The organism is Streptomyces sp. BE303, from assembly GCF_036290945.1.
In the GTDB taxonomy this organism is placed as follows: domain Bacteria; phylum Actinomycetota; class Actinomycetes; order Streptomycetales; family Streptomycetaceae; genus Kitasatospora.
In genome coordinates this window covers 1-15,146 of record NZ_JAQYWZ010000768.1, presented here as the reverse complement: position 1 = coordinate 15,146, position 15,146 = coordinate 1, and the positions used below count along the sequence as shown (strand labels likewise).

Genomic DNA, 15,146 nt, shown 5'->3' with positions numbered 1-15,146 from the left:
GTCGCCCGCCTGCAGCCGGAGGACCCCGCCGTACGTCGGCTCCTCAGTTTTCCGGCCTGTCGGCCTGTCGGCACTGGTCGGGCCTGTGACGGGGTGGGGTAGTCCCCACCCCCGGTCCGGGGGATGGCCCTTGATCGTTTGGGGGGTGTGCCTCGTGTCGGTGGGCGGGCGGCGTGCCTAGCGTGGTGGGTACGAGATCGAGGCCGCGCGCCGCACCCTCCGTACTTTGGCTGGGTGGCGCCGTCGGGGCGGAGCCGCAAGGGTGCTCCGTGCCGGGTGCCTCGGCAACAGGGTGGGAGACAACCATGCGTTCGTTCGTCAGGACTCCGCTGCGCTGCGCGGCGGTCGCGGCTGTGTCGATGGCTCTGCTGGCGCCGGTGGCGGCGCAGGCCGACGCCGGGCCTGCCGGGGCCGCGGACCGGATCGCGGGGGTGGATCTGGACCGGGTGACGATTGTGGGTCTGCAGCAGGCGATGGAGCGCCACCGGCTGACCTCCGAGCAGCTGACCGGGCTCTACCTCGACCGGATCCGTCGGCTGAACCCGCGTCTGGGGGCGGTGGTGGCCGTCAACCCCGACGCGGCGGCCATCGCGCGTGCGAGCGACCGCGCGCGGCGCGTCCACGGTGCGCGCGGACCGCTGGAGGGCATCCCGGTCCTTCTCAAGGAGAACATGGACACCGCTGACCGGCAGCCGACCACGGCCGGTTCGACGGCGCTGTCGGGGGCGAAGCCCGCCAAGGACGCGGAACTGGTCCGGCGGCTGCGCGAGGCCGGGGCCGTCGTCCTGGGTAAGGCGAACATGACGGAGTGGGCCAACTTCCGCTCCCCGATGGCCGTCGCGGGCTGGAGCGCGGTCGGCGGGCAGACCCACAACCCGTACGTGCTCGACCGCAGTGCGAGCGGTTCGTCCAGCGGGTCGGCGGCGGCCGCGGCGGCGAGTCTGGCGGCGGTGACGATCGGCACCGACACGGGCGGCTCGATCGTGGACCCGGCGGCCACCACGTCGACGGTGGGCGTGCGCCCCACGCTGGGGCTGGTGAGCCGCAGCGGCATTGTGCCGATCACCAGCCGCCAGGACACCGCCGGTCCCATCGCCCGCAACGTCACCGACGCCGCGCTGACCCTGTGGGCGATCCAGGGGCCGGATCCCGCGGACCCGGACACCGCACCCGCCGCGGGCACGCTCCCGGCCGACTACCGCGCGGTGTTGGACCGGGGGGCGCTGCGCGGCAAGCGGATCGGCGTCTGGCGCGAGGGGCACACGGGCATTAGCCCCGACGCGGACCGGGTCTTCGACGCCACCGTCCGGCGGCTGAAGCAGCTGGGCGCCACCGTGGTCGAGGGTGCGGACGTGCCGCAGCCCGAGAAGCTCCACGAGCACCTGCTCCCGGCCCTGATGACCGAGTTCAAGCACGACGTCAACGCCTACCTCGCGGCCACGCCGGGTTCCCATCCGGCCGACCTGGCGGGCCTCATCGCGTACAACGAGGAGCACGCCGACATCGAGGACATGGCGAGGTTCGGACAGGAGTACTTCGAACTGGCGGAGCAGACCGACGGCAATGTGGACGATCCGCAGTACCGGGCCCACCGCGCCGCCGCGGTCGACCTGGCCCGGCGCGCCATCGACGACACCCTCGCAGTCCACAAGCTCGACGCGATCGTCACCCCCACCACGCTCCCCGCCACGCCGGTGGACTTCCAGCCCGACGCACCCAGCCCGTTCGCCAGCACGACCGACAACTCGGTGGTGGCCGGCTACCCCCAGATCACCGTGCCGGCCGGCTACACCGACCAGGGGCTGCCGCTCGGGGTCTCCTTCCTCGGGACGCGCTTCAGCGACGCCCGTCTGCTCGGCTACGCCTACGCCTTCGAGCAGGCCTCTCACGCCCGCCACGCCCCGAACTACCTCCCCACCCTCCCGTAGCCCGCCCGCGGTCGAGGCCCACGGCCTTTCGGGGCGCCGGGCGCCGAACCCCCGGACGGCCGGGTGGGTGGTGCGCCGGGCCTCGACGGCGGCATCCATCGTGGCGGCCAGGCCAGGCGGCTCGCGCTCCGGCTTGCCGAGCACCGCCGAAGTCATACCGCCCCCGCGACTTGCTCTCATGTCACCGGGCGGACGGATGCCAGGCGGTTGCGCCGGCGTGCACACGCCGGTGTTCGGCGTTGTTCTCCTCCTGGGCCCGGGCCGTGCAGAACACGGCGGTGTGTCCGGCCGGGCCGGAGCCGATGATGATCACGCTATGGGCGTCTGTACAGGCGGCGGTGTCGGTCATGGGTCATCTCTCGTGGCCTGCGGTGGACTTGGCGTCGATCTCGGCGATCAGGTTCTCGATGAGGGTGCGGATGGCGTCACGGACGGGGCGGACGGCGTCGACACCCTGTCCGGCCGGGTCGTCGAGCTTCCAGTCGAGGTAGGTCTTTCCGGGGAGGTAGGGGCAGGCGTCGCCGCAGCCCATGGTGATGACGTAGTCGGAAGCCTGGAGGGCCTCGGCGGTGAGGACCTTCGGGGCCCGGTCGGAGAGGTCGATGCCGACCTCGGCCATGGCGGCGACAGCGGCCGGGTTGATCTCGTTGCCGGGCGCGGAGCCGGCGGAGCGGACCTCGATGCGGTCCCCGGCGAGGTGGGCGAGGAATCCGGCTGCCATCTGGGAGCGGCCGGCGTTGTGGACGCAGACGAACAGCACGGACGCGGCGGGCGCGGTAGCGGTCATCGGAGGTGTGTCCTTCATGGTCGGGCGCTGCGGCCGGCGGGGGCGGACGCGAAGCGCCGGCCAGCACGGGCTGGTATCAGTCGCGGATGATGTGACAATATCAGTCCATGATGATGTCAGTCGACGCTGATCTGATCCGGGTGCTGTCCGACCCGCTCAGGCTCCGGATCGTGACCCTGTTGGCTCGCGAGACCCTGTGCACCACCCATCTGGTGGAGGAGACCGGCGCCCGCCAGACCAACCTCTCCAACCACCTCAAGGTGTTGCGTGAGGCGGGCGTGGTGGACACCGAGCCCTGCGGCAGGTTCACGTACTACCGGCTGCGGCCGGAGGTGCTGGAGGCCTTGTCGGGGCAGTTCGCCGACCTCGCGGCCACTGCTCGCGCCAACGCCGACACCAAGAGGTCCTGCTGATGGCCCGCACCGGGCCTGCCCCGGCGCCCGGGTCGACCGACCGCCTGTCGGTCGCGGCCGAGCTGTCCTTCCTCGACCGCTACCTCGCGGTGTGGATCCTGGCCGCGATGGCGGCCGGCATCGGGCTCGGCCGGCTGGTCCCCGGACTGAACGGCGCGCTGGCGAAGGTCGAGATCGGCGGGATCTCCCTGCCGATCGCGGCCGGTCTGCTGGTCATGATGTACCCGGTGCTGGCGAAGGTGCGCTACGACCGGCTCGACGCCGTGACCGGTGACCGCAGGCTGATGACCTCGTCGCTGGTGATCAACTGGATCGTCGGCCCGGCGGTGATGTTCGCTCTCGCCTGGGTGTTCCTGCCGGACCTGCCGGAGTACCGCACCGGCCTGATCATCGTGGGCCTGGCGCGTTGCATCGCCATGGTGATCATCTGGAACGACCTCGCCTGTGGCGACCGGGAGGCCGCGGCCGTCCTGGTCGCCCTCAACTCGATGTTCCAGGTGATCGCGTTCGGGGTGCTCGGCTGGTTCTACCTCGACCTGCTGCCCGGCTGGCTGGGCCTGGGGGAGGGGCAGCGCCTGGACATCTCCATGTGGAAGATCGCTCTCAACGTCGTCGTCTTCCTCGGCGTCCCCCTCCTCGCAGGCTTCCTGACGCGCCGCCTCGGCGAGAAGAAGCTCGGTCGCGCACGCTACGAGGCGAACGTCCTGCCCCGGGTCGGCCCCTGGGCGTTGTACGGGCTGCTGTTCACGATCGTCGTCCTGTTCGCTCTGCAGGGGAAGACCATCACCTCCCAGCCGCTGGACGTCGCCCGCATCGCACTGCCGCTGCTCGTCTACTTCGCGATCATGTGGTTCGGCACGTTCGCCCTCGGCAAGGCCATCGGTCTCGCCTACGATCGCACCGCCACCCTGGCCTTCACCGCCGCCGGCAACAACTTCGAGCTCGCCATCGCCGTCGCCATCGCCACCTTCGGCGTCACCTCCGGCCAAGCGCTCTCCGGCGTCGTCGGCCCCCTCATCGAGGTCCCCGTCCTGATCGCCCTGGTCTACGTCTCCCTCGCCTGGCGCAAGAAGTACACGGCCGCCGCCTGACCGCTGCGACCACGACGCCGTGACCCGGCGTGCCCGCCGGTGAATCTCGCGGGCTTGCCGGGCCGAGCGGCGAATCAGGCCTCCGACGTCGCTGGGCCACTCACCGGGCCGGCACGCTGAGAGAGCCGTTGCTCCAAGGCTTCGCGCTCGGGCAGCTCGGGCAGGTTGGCCTCGTGGCTGTCGGGGTTGCGGATGGCGGCGAAGCAACCCTTCGCGAAGGCCGCGGCACTGCGGTGGCCACTGCGGTAGGTGTCGCCGCCGAGCTTCTCCCTCGCCTCCCGCGTCCCGTCGCAGTACACGTCTCCGCGCGCCGGACCGCCGCCCGGTGCTGTCGCCCGGTGCTGTCGCCGACGCCCGGCGCTGCCGGCCTGCACCTCGGTGCGCCACCCTCTTGACGTGGCAGTCACCGGCGGGCGCGGGGTGTCAGTCGATGGCCGGGCTGCGGCGCTCGATGAGCAGGACGTCGCGCCAGACGCCGTGGTGGCGGGCGACGCGCTCGCGGGTGCCGATCACGCGGAACCCTGCTCTGGAGTGGAGGGCGAGGCTGGCGGTGTTCTCCGGGAACACCCCGGACTGGATGGTCCAGATCCCGGCCGCCTCGGTGGAGGCGATCAGCGCCTCCAGGAGGGCGCCGGCAATGCCGAGGCCGCGGCAGCCGGGGTGTACGTAGACGGAGTGCTCGACGACCCCGGCGTAGGCAGGCCTGGCGGAGACCGCGCTGACCACGGCCCAGCCCAGCACCTCGTCGGACGGGCCGAGGGCGACGTGGCGGTGCTCCGTCAGGCGGGAGGCGTCGAAGGCGTCCCAAGCGGGGACAACGGTCTCGAAGGTGGCGTTGCCCTCCTCGATGCCCGCCCGGTAGATCGCCAGGACCTGCTCGGCGTGCTCGGGCCCCATCGGCCCGAGGGTGGCGACGGCGTGCGGCAACGGGGCTCCTTCGGGTGGCGGGTCAGCGGTTGAGGTCGAGCAGGGTGGCCATACCCGCCACCACGGACGGCGCGACCCGGTAGTACACCCAAGTGCCCCTGCGCTCGCTGGTCAGCAGTCCGGCCTCGCGCAGCTTCTTCAGGTGGTGGGAGACGGTCGGCTGGGACACCCCGACGTCCTGGATGTCGCACACGCACGCCTCCCCGCCCGGGTGCGAGGCGATCTTCGAGAACAGCCGCAGCCTCACCGGGTCGGACAGCGCCTTGAACATCGCGGCCATCAGTACCGCGTCCTCGGCCGACAGCTCCGCCGAGGTGATCGGCGGGCAGCACGGCACGGCCTTGGGCTCCAGGACCGCCAACTCCAAATTCGACATATGTCTATGTTGACATCTGTCGAACCCGAGTGGCAAGGTCGAGATCGCCAGAATATCGATATTCATCGAATCAGAGGGGCGGTTCATCTCCACCGACCGCTCACCTCGAAGGAGACCATCGCCATGCCCGAAGGCCACGACCTGCCAGTCCTCGTCATCGGCGCCGGCCCGATCGGCCTGGCCGCCGCCGCCCACATCACCGCACGCGGTCTGACCCCGCTGGTGCTCGAAGCGGGACCGTTGGCCGGCGCCGCGGTGCGCGAGTGGGGCCACGTGCGGCTGTTCTCCACCTGGGCCGAGCTCGTTGACCCCGCTGCTGAGAAGATCCTCGCCCCCACCGGCTGGACCCGCCCGGACGGTGCGACCTACCCGACCGGCGCCGACTGGGCCGAGCTGTACCTGCAGCCGCTCGCCGACGCCCTCGCTGACAAGGTCCGCTACGACAGCCAGGTGACCGGCGTCGCCCGCAGCGGCCGCGACCGCGTGGTCGACTCCGGCCGTGAGGACCAGCCCTTCACCGTCCACGTCACCACCGCCGACGGCCGTGAGGAGCGGATCACCGCTGCCGCGGTCATCGACGCCTCCGGCACCTGGTCCACCCCCAGCCCCCTCGGCGCCGACGGCCTCCCGGCGATCGGCGAGAAGACGCACGCCGCCCGCATCTCCTATCGCGTCCCCGACCTGGGGGACCCCGCCGTGCGCACCCGGTACGCGGGCAGGCGGACCGCCGTCGTCGGCTCCGGCGCCTCCGCCTTCACGGCCCTCGCCGTGCTCGCCGACCTCGCCGAGGAGGAGACCGGCACTCACGCGGTGTGGATCCTGCGTCGCGGCATCACCGGCTCGACCTTCGGCGGCGGCAGCGCCGACCAGCTCCCGGCGCGCGGTGCACTGGGACAGGCAGCCAATGCCGCCGTCCAGAACGGGCACGCCAGTGCACTCACAGGCTTTCGGGCCGCCGGCGTCGAACAGGCCGGCGACAGACTCGCCCTCGTCTCCGAGGACGGCCACCGCGCCGAGGATCTGGACGAGGTCATCGTCCTGACGGGCCTGCGCCCGGACCTGTCCTTTCTGGGCGAGCTGCGGCTCCACCTGGACGACCGCCTCCAGGCCCCCGCGGCGCTCGCCCCGCTGATCGACCCCAACCAGCACTCCTGCGGCACCGTCTACCCGCACGGCGTGAACGAGCTCTCCCACCCCGAGAAGGGCGTTCACCTGGTCGGTATGAAGTCCTACGGCAGGGCTCCGACGTTCCTCGCCATGACCGGCTACGAGCAGGTCCGTTCCGTCGCCGCCCACCTCGCCGGCGACCACGAGGCCGCTCGGCGGGTCGAGCTCACCCTCCCGGAGACCGGGGTGTGTGGCGGCGCAGGCCTGTTCGACGAGCCTGCCGCCGAACAGGGCGCCGACGGTGGCTGCTGCGCGGCCCCGGTCGCCGTGCCCGCCCCGGTCGCCGTCAGCATCGGTACCCCGCCCGAGCAGGCCCCGGCCGACGGTGGCTGCTGCGTCGCCCCCCGCCGCCGCACCGTCCAGGCCGTCCCCGGCCAGGAATAGGCGAAGGCGGGCCCCGCCGGCCTCCAACTGGTCCGCAGGTTCGCCGGTACAGCCCCACGGCCGGGACCTGGACGGCTAGCGTCGACACCACAGGCCCGGCCCGGCGCCGGGGAGTGACGATCAGAGGTGAGGCTGTGGGGGTGAGCCCCCGGCCCGCCGGGCGGAACGGGGGCCACGGCCGCATCGGCCGGCCGCCGGTGGAGACCCTCCCCGAGCTGCGCGCCGCACTGTCCTCCGGCTACGGCTACCCCGGCGACGCCGATCGCCTGGACGCCGAACCCGCCGAGCAACTGCTGCGCCGTGTGCCCCCGCGCCGCGTGGTAGAACCCGGGTCGCCGGTGCTCCGTCCGCTGAGCTGCTGCCGGTGCCCCCCGGATCCATCGCACAATCCGGGCCATCGCCTGCGGGCGTTGAGCGGTCGCAGGGCTGGGACAATGGTTGTCCTGGCCGGGTGCGGACGTCATGATCGCGGGATGGCTGAGGAGACGGTTGTCGAGAAGACCTGGCGGGGGATGGTGGAGAGACATCCCACGGCGCGACGGGGGGCCTGCGGTCATAGCGGCCGCTTACGCCGAACCGCGATTGACGATGGATGGCCTGCCAGGAATCTCGTGGACGGTCTGCCTGGTCGGGGTGGATGATCCGGTCATGCCGACGGAAGAAGAGCTCGTCTCCTGAGCCCGTTGGCCGCCGAGGCATGGTGGCGCGGACGCGTGCTGGAGGCATGGTGGCGTACGTAGCCGTCTGCTGGTGCTCTGAGCACAACCTTCACCGGGCGAGGGCCGAGGGCGAGGTGATGCGGGCGCACGGAGGCCAGTTCGTGCCGGACCCGGTGGTCTGTCTGACCGGTGCCCTGGATCGGCCCGGCGACATCGTCTGCGGTGCCGGCCACCCGAAGCGGGTGACCGGCACCGGTCGGACGGAGAGGCTGTGTCAAGCCCCTGGTGCAGGTTGCTGGATGTGAGCGGGGTCGCGCCGGCACGTTCCGGCGGGGTTCAGGCTCAGGAGCCGGTCGCGGGCTCAGTCGTTGGTGGGCGCGGTGACGGTCACGGGGTCGCCGAACTCGGTGAAGGTGATCTTGTTCACGTTAGCCTGGCCCCGGAGGGTCGTCCGCTGTTCGAAGCGGAGCGTGCGGCCCTGACTGTCGATCCACTGGTCGCAGTCGAAGGTGGTGATCTTGCCCTTCATCGAGCGGTAGGTCTTCGGGTCGATAGCGGCGATCTGCTCCACCTCCAGGCGGCCGGACAGGTGGTAGGCGGGGGTGCCCGCGACGTCCTCCATGCCCTTGCGGGCCGAGGGGCCGGTGGTCAGCAGCAGCGCGGCGTACTTCGCGTAGTCCGCCTGGTCCTCGTCGGCGGAGCGCGGGATCTTGGCCCAGCCGCTGCCCGGCTTCGTCAGGTCACGGCTATAGGCGAAGTCCTCTGCGAGGACAACCTCAGTGTGAACGCCCTCCTCGCCGGGCGCGTCCACGGAGCGCAGCTCCATCCGGCCGGTGAAGGGCGCGTGGGGGTTGACCCGCCCCTTCGACGTGAACGACGGTGTGCCGGCGACCTCGCTGGTCAAGGACATGACGGCGGAGTACGGCGCCCGCTTGGCGGCCAGGGCCTGCTCGGGGTCGAAGGCGCCCGGCACAGGACTCGTGGAAGCGGTGCTCGTGGAAGCGCCGGTGGGCGCCGCGGTGGTGGAGGCGGCCACCGGGCTCGGGGAGGCGGTCGGCGCGGCCGTGGCGGCGCCGTCGTCGTTGCAGCCGGTCAGAGCGGTGAGAGCGAGTGCCGTCGCTGCGGCGGCGAGCGCGATGGTGCGGCGCATGGTGACGAGAGCTCCCCGGGATTGAAATGGTGCGCCGATCTTGCCATATCAACTGATCGCATTGCCTGGAGGGGACTGGTGTGCAGCGCGGGGCGGCTGTTGCGGAGGTGGGGCCGCTCTCAGCCGATCGCCCACGTTCTCCCGTCGGCTTGGTCAAGGCCGGAGGTCGCACCCGGCTGAGCCGTGTCCTCCACCGGTGGTCGAGGGCTGGGACGAGGGCACGCACAGGGCCGAGCAGGCGGAAGTCCTGATCGTTGCACGCTCCGCTGCCGGCCGGATCGGGGAAAGGCTCTGCGACGATCACCGACGGCCTCCTGGACGACATGGCCACGGCCTGGCCACACCGCAGCTGACCCGCCACAAGGCGGTCCCCCCGACTCCTCTCCTCGCCGACCAGGAAGGCAGCACCCGTGATGACCGACAGCACCCGCCCTGACCTCGCCGCCGCGCCCATCCCGCTGCAACTGTCCGCCAACCGCAGCCGGTTGCTGCCCGCGCACCGGGACCTGGGCCGGGTGTCCTCGACTCGGCGTTGGTGCGCGGTGCGATCCGGCTTCGAGGTCCCGTGCCGAGCCGGTCTTGGGGGCTGGCCTTGGAAGCGGGCTGGTCGGCATGAAAGCGGCCGGGTGTTCTAACGCCAGATGGCCCTGCTGCGGTAGCGGGGCCGGTGTTCACTGTCGCCGATGACCTCCCCGGAGTCGTTGATGCCGGTCGCGAAGCTGCGGATGGACCCGGGCGGGCGCTCCAGGAAGGTCGGCCTGCCGTCGCGGTCCCGGCGGACGGCCCAGCTGTCGCCGGCGCGGTCGGCAGCCGTCCCGGTCGCCACGTGCTGGTTGTTGATGTCCTCGACGCGACTCTCCGGGTAGCCGTCGGGCTCCTGGAGGCGCCTGGGCGTGCCGGAGGCGTCCCATGTCACCGCATGCGTCTTGCCGTGTCCTTCAACCGGTTGGCTCCGCTGGGCCCGGGTGCTGCGCCGACCTGTGCCCAGCTGTGCGGAGTTCGGTGCGACGCACGCGGCCTGGGTGCGCTGCCGGGTTCTCGGGTGGTGACGGCCCCGGCGGTGTCGGCGGTCCGTCGCGGGGTTTCAGGACTTGGGTGCGGCGAAGCGTTTGAAGGCCTCCCGGGTGCTCGGTCCGGCGATGCCGTCGATCGGACCGTGGTAGCTCTCGTGCTCCTTCAGCCGGCGCTGCAGGGCCTGGACGGTCTCGGTGTCGACGATGCCGTCGATCGCGCCGAGGTAGCCCCACTTCGCTTGGAGGAAGCGCTGGAGGGCCTTCCAGCTCTCGGTGTCCAGCAGGCCGTTGATCTCGCCGGGGTAGCCCCAGTAGAGCGCCAGCCAGTCCTGGAGGTACTCGGCCTCGGAGGTGTTCAGGCCGAGGTTCTCGACGGTTGTGAGCCGTGCGCCGGCCGGGGCGCCGGCCGCATGTGGGGCGGCCGGCGCGGGCGTCGCGAAGGCTGCGCCCGCGGACCCGCCGATGGCGATGGCGGTGGCGAGGCTGACGAGGGACCTCGTCATCGAGCTGGACCGCATGTGCTCCCCCTTCAAGATCGTGGGCGACGTCCGGGGACCCTGAAGGGCCGATCGCCCACGTATCAGTGTCGCCTTCGCCGGTCGTGTCGAAAAGCCGCCAATCGGGCTCTGCCCCACCGGATCACGCCAACTCGGCGCGGGCCGGAACGCGCTCGCTGACGGTTCGCCAGCTCCAGAAGCCCTGTCTCGACCACAACGACAACAGGGCCTCCGTGAACCACCGGGAACGGGATCGCACCCCCGAGCTGTCTGGAGGCCCTGCTCTCGCGCGCGGAAACCGCCGCAGTCACCCGATCGAGACTCCCGTTCGATCGACCGCCTTCGAGGTCGGTACGGGCGTCAACCACTTACATGCCGGGATGCTCCGGCAGGGCGAGCCGGTCCGACCAGGAGATCTCGCGGCCGAGGGAGCGCGGCTGTTCGAACGGCCGGTCTTCGGCGATCCACTGCGGCACGAGCGTGTCGAGGGCCTGTTCGACCTTGCTGCCCACCAGCTCGTCCACCACCCACCAGGAGATGTCGCCGTCCGCGCCGGCCCTCTCCGGTGGGTCGATGTAGACACAGCCGAGCAGAGCTGTCTCGGTCGCGTCGAACAGCGCGTAGTTGAAGGACTGGTGTGCGGCGATCTCCTTCTCGTGCCGCAACAGGTCGGCCTGGTCGGCCTCGTAGGTCATGGTGGCCGCGGGCCAGCCCCAGGCCGGGCCGAAGACGGTCCACAGCCGCTCGCGCGAACGCATCACAGCCGGATAGTCGAGCGGGGTGTCCGCCTCCCGGATCGGTCGCAGGTGACGGCCACCGCCCGGCAGCGGTACCAGGACGGGGTGGACGAAGTCACCGGGAAGCCAGCTCATGGCGGCCGACCGAAGAAGCGCGCGGCCGCCCGCTCTCGGTCCCGGCGGTGCTCGATTGGTGAGGAGACCACCCGTGACCGCCACCCAAATTCTCGCCGGGGCCGATTGTCTTTATCGGGACGGGAGATGGCCGAGTGGCGGACACCGGGGCCCTGCAGACCGTCGACATCATCCACAACACCGCGGCGGTCCGGCCGTCCATCAGCGGCGACGGGACCCGTCTCGCCTACCAGGGCGGCGGTGAGCACGACGTCTTCCTGTGGGACTGGGCCGGCAACACCGCCGCCGGTCCGATCGAGGGTCCCGGCCGGGCGGCCGAGCTCGTCCAGCTCAGTGACGACGGCAACAAGGTCGTCTAAACGAGGATGCCCTGGTGCGGCTGCGGGTGCGCAGCAGGGTTCCGTCCAGTAGGACGACAACACCACCCTTTTGAGTCATGTTCTTCGGGGCGAAATCCAGGCGCGGTGAGCAGTTCGATCATCTCCGGCAGTCATCGGCGGACGGTGGAGGCGGAGATGTCGTTGCCGCCCGCCATGTCGCAGAGCCGCTGGTCGTGGCGCAGGACCGCGAGGACGATCAGGGCGATCTTCCCGGGCGCGGCCTGCGCCGGCGTGAGCCGATGTTCTTCTGATGGCGGCGGACCAGGTCGCAGACCGTGGTCGTGGTGGCGGTGGACGGCTCCGGGCGGCACTGGTAGACAGAGCTGTCGGGCCCTCGGCGGGACTGCTCTTCTTTCACACGGAATCCCCAACTTCCGTCGGGGGGCAATTCGTTACGCCGAACTCCAGTCGGGACCGGTCATGCCGGTCGGCTCCAGCTGGTCACGAGAGAGGCCCCATCGTGCGAATGCTCCGCCGTATCGCCGGCTCCGCCGCCCTGGCCGGTGCCCTGGCGCTGGCGCTGGTCACGCCCGCCAACGCCGCCCCCGCGAACGCTCCCGCCCCCGCTCCCTCCGCCTTCGCCGAGCGATCCGTCGGCGCGGTGGGCCCGGTGCAGCTCTACTTTGGCGGAGTCGGGGGAGGCCCCTACAACATCGCGGAGGCGGCCGCCCACCGGACCGCGCTGGACCAGGCTGCCGCCAAGGGCTTCACCGCCGGACAGTGCCGGCTCACGGCCGGCCCCGCCGTCGTCACCTCGCTGCCCAACGGCTACGTGCAGGTCGCGGTCGAATACCTGTGCACCGGGGAGCCGATCGTCACCTCCCCGACCTTCGTCCTCTACCGGTACCACAAGAAGTCCGACACCCTGAGCACCACCTGGAACGCCCCGGTCTCCTACCAGCTGCAAGGGCCGCTCGGCACACTCCACACCTCCGAGGCCCCCGGAACCCAGCCGTTGTACCTGTGCCAGGTCCGCGGCGACCACTTCTCCACCACGGACGTCAACTGTGAGGGGCAGACCTACGTGACCCGCCTCGGCTGGCTCTACAGCTCCCCGCCGGCCGGCGTGGGCTCGCTGCCGCTGCTGCGTTGCCTGAGGAACGAGGACCGTCAGATCTTCGAGTCCCACCAGACCAACTGCGAGGGCCAGATCATCGGCGGCACCCTGGGTTACGTCCTGGCCTGAGGTCCCGTCCCGTCAGCCCTGACGCCCCCGAACGCGGGGGCACCGCTCCGGCCCCAGCCGCGGCCGGGGCGAGGGCCCGGCCACCCCCTGCCACTGCGCCTGCGCGCCGGCGTGGTCGAGGAACTGCGCCTGCCGGCGAACCTGCCCTTCGGCGTTCACGGCCAGGGCGCCTACCACGTCCGGGAACTCGACCTGCGCCCCGGCGACCGCCTCCTCCTGCACACCGACGGCATGCAGGAGCGCCAAGCGGAACAGGTAGACCTGTCCCAACTCCTCCTCGACACCTCCACCGACCACCCCCGCGAGGTCGTCGGCGCCCTGGTCGCCGCCGTCACCATCGCCTGTGCGGGCGACGTGAGGGACGACGCCACCGTCCTGTGCCTGGACTGGTACGGCCCCCGAACCGGCACCTACCCGGGACCTGACGTCACATGACGTCGCCGTTCGCGGGACGACCCGGCCGCCGGGTGACCAGAGGCGCCACGTTCCCCGGCACGGGCTGCCGGTGATGTCCGCCGGGCTACTGGCGGTGGTGCTGTCGGGCCGCGCCGTGGAGCGGCACTTGATCATGATGCTGGGCGGTGCTTCAGCCGGGAACGGGGTCCGCTTCCGCTGTGCGCGCCGGCGGGGACGGGCGACAGAGAACGGCGGCGGCAGTGTCGTTCGCCCTGCCCCGAAAGGCACCGGGCGCCGTGCCGGCCTCGGCCTCCCGTGTCGCGGCGATGATCCGGCCGGGCCCGGACTCGGACAGCTCGGCCATGAAACGCGGCCAGCTCCAGCCGTAGCGCTCGGGAAGGTGGGCAGCACCCTCGGACAGCACGGCGACCTGCTGAATCCGCGACAGTGGGATGCTCGCTGTCAGTGCGTGGTCTGCGGCCTCGGGTTTCGCACCGGCGACCCAGAAGCCTCCGGCGGCGTTGTTGCGGAAGCCGCTTACGGCCTTCTCCGTATACGAGTCGAGGTAGGCCGCCCGGTCGTCGACGATCACCTCGATCGCTCCGTTGCTCCGCTGCAGCGCAACGGGCGAGTGGCCGAGCACCAGGACGTCCAGGACGCCGTCCCGCTCGCGGACCACCGCGACGGTCGAGGACGGGCTGTCCGCGTTCGCCATGTCACAGCTTTGGCCGTGCTCCTCGACCAATGAGGTCAGGGCGGTACGCAGGATCTCCCGCAGGCAGGGCGAGCCAGGTGAGAGCAGCCGCGCGCGTAGCAGGCCGGCCAATTGCCGCACGTACCAGGCTACGTCGTGGGCGCAGCCCGTCGCGGCTCCCGTGGCGGTGGCGCCGTCCAGGACCAGAACGAACGTCGGCCCCGTGACGATGACGGCCTCGGTGACCCTGCCCGGCGCCGGGACGGTCGCGTGCGTGATCTCGAACGGCATCAGGAAGTTCCCTGCTTGGGTCGGTCGTACGGGGCGCGGGCATGAGCGGCTGCGGTTGTCAGGCGTGCCGCGCCGGGGGCTCGGCAGGTGAGGCACCGGTGGGTCGGCATCTGTCGGTCGTGGGCGATCGGCAGGCGTCTCCGGGGCGGGGAAGGGAAGCGCCGGATCGGAGGTCAGAGCGCCGACAGAGCAATTGCCGGCGCCGACACCAGCGGCGTGGTGTTCTCCCGGCTCAGCGCGTGGACCCGGTGGCCGGTCGACATGCCGATCACCACCCGGACGAGCCGAACCCGGAACGCGTAGGCGTGATGGGTGAGTACCTCAGCCGATCGCCGCGCCAACAGGCTTCGCGCAGCAGGTGCTTGAGTGGTCGTCGGAGGCCAGGAGAAGTTGGCGCGATCGCCGCGAAATCGGCGCGGGACGCCAGCGAGGACCAGCCCTGAGGCGGCGCGGCGGAGCGAGGAGAAGCGGGCAGGAACGGGAATGCGAAGAACCCTTCTCGGGTGGCACGTCCTCGGAACGTTCCACGCCACAGACGGCGCAGGGTTCAGGGGGCGGGCCGGGAGGATCAAGCGGAGGCGACGGCAGGACGCCGGTCGTGTGCGGCGCAGGTGATCGGTGTCGCACGACGCCTCATGTGGGCGGAGGTGTGCGAACCGCGGCACGATCCAGATCGCTGTGACGCGCGCTGTGCGTCAGGCCGGCGGCAGGGGGACTCAACGGCCAGGGGTGTGTCATGGCGTCATGTGGAGTCCCGCACCGCACATGCATGCGGTGCGGGCCCCTCGCCGCCGGGCGGGTGCCGTGGCAGAAACTACAGCGGACGAATGTTCTCGGCCTGCGGGCCCTTCTGGCCCTGCGTGACGTCGAACTCGACCTTCTGGCCCTCGAGCAGCTCACGGAAGCCGTTGGCGTTGATGTTCGAGTAGTGGGCG

General features: G+C 71.4%; 18 protein-coding genes and 1 pseudogene. 7 read left to right on the top strand and 12 right to left on the bottom strand.

All coding sequences use genetic code 11. The annotated features are described in order from the left end of the window. Positions 1 to 305: 305 nt before the first annotated feature. Entirely contained in the window at positions 306 to 1,928 is a 1,623-nt protein-coding gene (locus PUR56_RS24220) for an amidase (protein ID WP_329950442.1), read from the top strand. A 181-nt stretch (positions 1,929 to 2,109) separates the two neighbouring features. On the opposite strand, the gene PUR56_RS24215 is transcribed toward PUR56_RS24220, so the two are convergent. After that, positions 2,110 to 2,277: a hypothetical protein gene (locus PUR56_RS24215; RefSeq protein WP_329950441.1), complete on the bottom strand. Its 168-nt coding sequence runs from the start codon at positions 2,275 to 2,277 to the stop codon at positions 2,110 to 2,112. A 3-nt stretch (positions 2,278 to 2,280) separates the two neighbouring features. Further along, positions 2,281 to 2,715, bottom strand: coding sequence for an arsenate reductase ArsC (locus PUR56_RS24210; protein ID WP_329950440.1), 435 nt, complete (start codon positions 2,713 to 2,715; stop codon positions 2,281 to 2,283). A 107-nt stretch (positions 2,716 to 2,822) separates the two neighbouring features. Here PUR56_RS24210 and PUR56_RS24205 point away from each other — a divergent pair, with 107 nt between their 5' ends. Beyond that, a complete protein-coding gene (locus tag PUR56_RS24205) occupies positions 2,823 to 3,128 on the top strand; it encodes an ArsR/SmtB family transcription factor (RefSeq protein ID WP_329880157.1) in 306 nt (101 codons plus the stop codon). Next, positions 3,128 to 4,219, top strand: a complete 1,092-nt coding sequence (gene arsB / locus PUR56_RS24200; RefSeq protein ID WP_329950439.1) for an ACR3 family arsenite efflux transporter — start codon at positions 3,128 to 3,130, stop codon at positions 4,217 to 4,219. Before PUR56_RS24205 ends, arsB begins: the two co-directional genes overlap by 1 nt. A gap of 74 nt (positions 4,220 to 4,293) precedes the next feature. Here arsB and PUR56_RS43555 read toward each other — a convergent pair whose 3' ends face one another. The 3 genes from PUR56_RS43555 to PUR56_RS24190 form a co-directional block, all read right to left on the bottom strand. Then, positions 4,294 to 4,518 (bottom strand): TIGR02391 family protein, encoded by a 225-nt coding sequence (locus PUR56_RS43555; protein ID WP_443034554.1) that lies wholly within the window; start codon positions 4,516 to 4,518, stop codon positions 4,294 to 4,296. A 124-nt stretch (positions 4,519 to 4,642) separates the two neighbouring features. Beyond that, positions 4,643 to 5,116 (bottom strand): GNAT family N-acetyltransferase, encoded by a 474-nt coding sequence (locus tag PUR56_RS24195; protein ID WP_329950451.1) that lies wholly within the window; start codon positions 5,114 to 5,116, stop codon positions 4,643 to 4,645. 52 nt (positions 5,117 to 5,168) lie between these two features. Further along, on the bottom strand, positions 5,169 to 5,522 hold the full coding sequence (locus tag PUR56_RS24190) for an ArsR/SmtB family transcription factor (RefSeq protein ID WP_329950438.1): 354 nt from the start codon (positions 5,520 to 5,522) through the stop codon (positions 5,169 to 5,171). A 123-nt stretch (positions 5,523 to 5,645) separates the two neighbouring features. On the opposite strand from PUR56_RS24190, the gene PUR56_RS24185 reads away from it, so the two are divergent. After that, entirely contained in the window at positions 5,646 to 7,073 is a 1,428-nt protein-coding gene (locus PUR56_RS24185) for an NAD(P)-binding domain-containing protein (RefSeq protein ID WP_329950437.1), read from the top strand. A 1,020-nt stretch (positions 7,074 to 8,093) separates the two neighbouring features. On the opposite strand, the gene PUR56_RS24180 is transcribed toward PUR56_RS24185, so the two are convergent. The 4 genes from PUR56_RS24180 to PUR56_RS24165 form a co-directional block, all read right to left on the bottom strand. Beyond that, on the bottom strand, positions 8,094 to 8,882 hold the full coding sequence (locus tag PUR56_RS24180) for an LppX_LprAFG lipoprotein (RefSeq protein ID WP_329950436.1): 789 nt from the start codon (positions 8,880 to 8,882) through the stop codon (positions 8,094 to 8,096). Positions 8,883 to 9,513: 631 nt separating this feature from the next. Further along, entirely contained in the window at positions 9,514 to 9,798 is a 285-nt protein-coding gene (locus PUR56_RS24175) for a hypothetical protein (protein ID WP_329950435.1), read from the bottom strand. 168 nt (positions 9,799 to 9,966) lie between these two features. After that, positions 9,967 to 10,398: a peptidoglycan-binding domain-containing protein gene (locus tag PUR56_RS24170; RefSeq protein ID WP_329950434.1), complete on the bottom strand. Its 432-nt coding sequence runs from the start codon at positions 10,396 to 10,398 to the stop codon at positions 9,967 to 9,969. A gap of 362 nt (positions 10,399 to 10,760) precedes the next feature. Continuing rightward, positions 10,761 to 11,264: an N-acetyltransferase gene (locus tag PUR56_RS24165; protein ID WP_329950433.1), complete on the bottom strand. Its 504-nt coding sequence runs from the start codon at positions 11,262 to 11,264 to the stop codon at positions 10,761 to 10,763. Positions 11,265 to 11,398: 134 nt separating this feature from the next. Between PUR56_RS24165 and PUR56_RS24160 the strand changes: the two genes are divergently transcribed. Next, positions 11,399 to 11,623 (top strand): hypothetical protein, encoded by a 225-nt coding sequence (locus tag PUR56_RS24160; protein WP_329950432.1) that lies wholly within the window; start codon positions 11,399 to 11,401, stop codon positions 11,621 to 11,623. Between the two features lie 131 nt (positions 11,624 to 11,754). Here the strand turns inward: PUR56_RS24160 and PUR56_RS24155 are convergent, their stop codons facing one another. Then, the gene (locus PUR56_RS24155) at positions 11,755 to 11,955 is read right to left on the bottom strand and encodes a hypothetical protein (RefSeq protein WP_329950431.1); all 201 of its coding nucleotides are present in this window, start codon (positions 11,953 to 11,955) and stop codon (positions 11,755 to 11,757) included. Between the two features lie 155 nt (positions 11,956 to 12,110). On the opposite strand from PUR56_RS24155, the gene PUR56_RS24150 reads away from it, so the two are divergent. Further along, positions 12,111 to 12,830, top strand: coding sequence for a hypothetical protein (locus PUR56_RS24150; protein WP_329950430.1), 720 nt, complete (start codon positions 12,111 to 12,113; stop codon positions 12,828 to 12,830). Between the two features lie 78 nt (positions 12,831 to 12,908). After that, a pseudogene (locus PUR56_RS24145) lies at positions 12,909 to 13,265 on the top strand (PP2C family protein-serine/threonine phosphatase); the annotation flags it as partial. Positions 13,266 to 13,416: 151 nt separating this feature from the next. On the opposite strand, the gene PUR56_RS24140 reads toward PUR56_RS24145, so the two are convergent. Together PUR56_RS24140 and PUR56_RS24135 are read right to left on the bottom strand one after the other, a co-directional pair. Beyond that, positions 13,417 to 14,211 (bottom strand): hypothetical protein, encoded by a 795-nt coding sequence (locus PUR56_RS24140; RefSeq protein ID WP_329950429.1) that lies wholly within the window; start codon positions 14,209 to 14,211, stop codon positions 13,417 to 13,419. Positions 14,212 to 15,025: 814 nt separating this feature from the next. Beyond that, positions 15,026 to 15,146, bottom strand: a 121-nt coding sequence (locus PUR56_RS24135; RefSeq protein ID WP_030397760.1) for a cold shock domain-containing protein, incomplete at its 5' end; no start/stop codon positions are given.